The 2,789-nt window shown below is 65.6% G+C and carries 2 protein-coding genes; both read left to right on the top strand.

The window, feature by feature from the left end:
* Window positions 1-105 precede the first annotated feature (105 nt).
* Window positions 106-1,518, top strand: coding sequence for a LutB/LldF family L-lactate oxidation iron-sulfur protein (locus tag BQ17_RS08800; protein ID WP_218068184.1), 1,413 nt, complete (start codon window positions 106-108; stop codon window positions 1,516-1,518).
* A gap of 337 nt (window positions 1,519-1,855) precedes the next feature.
* Window positions 1,856-2,503 (top strand): LutC/YkgG family protein, encoded by a 648-nt coding sequence (locus tag BQ17_RS08795; protein ID WP_089726236.1) that lies wholly within the window; start codon window positions 1,856-1,858, stop codon window positions 2,501-2,503.
* Window positions 2,504-2,789: the final 286 nt, after the last annotated feature.

Below are 2,789 nucleotides of genomic sequence, written 5' to 3'. Positions count from 1 at the left end.
GCTATGCCCCCTCTCCCGCCGGGAGAGGGTTGGGGAGAGGGGATCAAAAAGATGAACCGCTCTACTTAAACACTTATGAATTTACCACTACCTGGGAGCGGACCAGTGGCGGCTGAGTGGCGTACCCGGGTCGCGGATGCCCTCGCCAACCAGCGGACGCGGGCAAACATAGGACGCGCCCTGGACGGCTTGGTCGCCAAGCGCCGGGCGGCCTTCCCGGACCGGGACGAGCTGGAACGTCTGCGGGACCAAGGGCAGGCCATTCGGACCCAGGCCCTGGCATGCCTCCCCGACTTGCTCGCAGCGTTGGAGCGCAATTGCACCGCCAACGGCATTCGGGTCCACTGGGCCGAGACCTGCGATCAGGCCAACCGCAGGATATCGGACATCCTGCACCGGCACGAGGCGCGGATGCTCATCAAGGGCAAATCCATGGTCTCCGAGGAGTTGGGACTCAACGCCTTCCTGGAGGCCCAGGGCATCGAGGTCGTGGAGACGGACCTGGGGGAGCTCATCGTCCAGCTCGCGGAGGAACGCCCTTTCCACATCCTGGCACCGGCCATCCATAAGGACCGGCGCCAGATCGCCGAACTCTTCAAGGCCAGGTTCCCGGAGCTCCCCTACAGCGAGGATGCCGAAGCGCTCACGGCCACCGCCCGCCGCCTCCTGCGCGAGAAGTTCCGGGGTGCCGTGGCGGGCCTCACCGGGGTCAACTTCGCGGTGGCCGAGACCGGGACCCTGGCCCTGGTGGAAAACGAGGGCAATGGCCGCATGTGCACCACGGTCCCTAAGGTGCATATCGCCGTCACCGGCATCGAGAAGGTGATCGCGCGCTTGGATCAGCTCCCGACCCTGCTGACCCTGCTCACCCGTTCCGCCACCGGCCAACCCATCACCACCTATGTCAACCTGGTCGGCGCGCCGCGCCGGACCGGCGAGCTGGACGGACCCCAGGAGGTTCACCTGATCCTGCTGGACAACGGCAGGTCGCGCATCTGCGCCGATCCGGAGCTCCGGACTACCCTGCGCTGCATCCGCTGCGGGGCCTGCCTGAACCACTGCCCCGTGTATGTACGCCTCGGCGGCCATGCCTACGGCACCGTCTATCCGGGCCCGATCGGCGGTATCCTCGAGCCCCAGCTCCAGGGCCTGGCCGCGGCCGGATCCTTGGTGGACGCCTCCAGCCTGTGCGGTGCCTGCGATGAGATATGTCCGGTACGCATCCCCATCCCCCGGCTCCTGAACCGACTGCGCGCCGAAGGGGTAGGCGCCGGATCCGATTCCCAAGTGCCGGGCCGCGGCAGTCGGCGTGACCCCAGGCAGACCGCAATCTGGCGACTCTGGGCCTGGCTCCACGCCGACCCCGGTCGCTACCGGCTCCTGAGCAGCCTGCTGAGCAGGACGGGCACCCTGATCCCACGGCTGATTAGGCCCTGGACCAAGAGCCGGCGCCCCCCACGCCTCGCCCCCAAGGGCCTGCACCGACTGGCGCGGGAGGCAGGCTTTACCGATGATTGAGGGCCACAGATGGATCGATGGGCACGCTTCGCTTGGTGCATCCTAACCAGCCGCCGCGGTACGGAAACCGCCGCGGAATGTCCGATACCTTAGAACCCGCTTGATGGACGCTTGCTTTGCCCATCCTACGGGTTACCGATAACATTGAGCCGGCAGGACCCCCATGCAAAATTTGTCCGCAAATCAACGCAAATGGCCGCAAATCAACGTCAATGGACCAAGAACCGTCGATGATGGCGAACCGATTGCGAGCAATTTGCGTTGATTCGCGTTTATTTGCGGAAAAAATAATCTCCAATGAAACAACCGAACCGATGTTAATAGCATGGGGGCTCCCATGAGCGACGCCAGATCAGGTATCCTCCAACGCTTGCGGGCGGGCGGTATCCAAGCGGACCAAACACCGCCCGACATCCCTCTGCGCCGGTTTGACTGGGACCCGGCGGAGTGCCTGCGGCGCTTCCGGGCCCGGATGGAGGCGGCTCACGGCGAGGTCCACCAAGTCGGTGCCGACTGGCCCCAGCGGATGTACGAACTCCTGCACCGGGAAGGCGGCGCGCTGCTCTATGGTCCCCAGGGTCCCTTGGGGCCGGCGCTGGAGCAGGGCTGGCCGGACCGGGGCGCGGTCCGATTGATCCCGTACCTGGAGCCCGTGGAGGCCTGTCGCGATACCCTGTTCCGGTCCGTGGACGCAGGCTTCACCAGCTGCCGGGGCGCCATCGCCGAGACCGGCTCCCTGGTCCTGTGGCCGACGCCCCAGGAGCCGCGCCTCCTGTCCCTGGTGCCCCCTATCCACTGCGTGCTGCTGGACGCGGCCGAGATTTGCTCGACCTTCCACGAATTGTTGACCCGGCAGGCCTGGCAGACCGGGATGCCGGGTAATGTTCTGCTGATCTCCGGTCCCTCCAAATCCGCCGACATCGAGCAGACCCTGGCTTACGGGGTCCACGGGCCGCAGAGGCTGGTGGTCTTAGTGCGATCCTGAATGATTTGGCGTTGTCCGGAGGATTCGACGTGTTGCGTTCGACGCACCAAGGCCCGCTCATCTATGGTGGCGGCAGTGCCGGCGTCTTAACGCAACCTACACCCACATCACCCCTCGCGTCGCCTGCCCGCGCGGACCTTGCATTGGGTGTAGGATGCGGTGAGTGCGGTGGTTCCGAGCTTGCCGGCCAGTGCACGCACTCCCCGCGCGGGTAGTGGTTAATATCTAAGTTAGAACATGACCAACGGCACTGGCCACTATGCCCCCTCTCCCGCCGGGAGAGGGT

Origin of the sequence: Candidatus Thiosymbion oneisti (genome assembly GCF_900092655.1) — a bacterium.
Taxonomy (GTDB): Bacteria; Pseudomonadota; Gammaproteobacteria; order Chromatiales; family Chromatiaceae; genus Thiosymbion; species Thiosymbion oneisti.
Note: the sequence above shows the minus strand (reverse complement) of the source record. Positions and strands in the feature narration are given on the sequence as shown.

Bases quoted from the DNA above. Each gene is read 5' to 3' on its own strand.
- BQ17_RS08795 (WP_089726236.1), top strand. From the start codon at position 1,856: ATGAGCGACGCCAGATCAGGTATCCTCCAACGCTTGCGGGCGGGCGGT.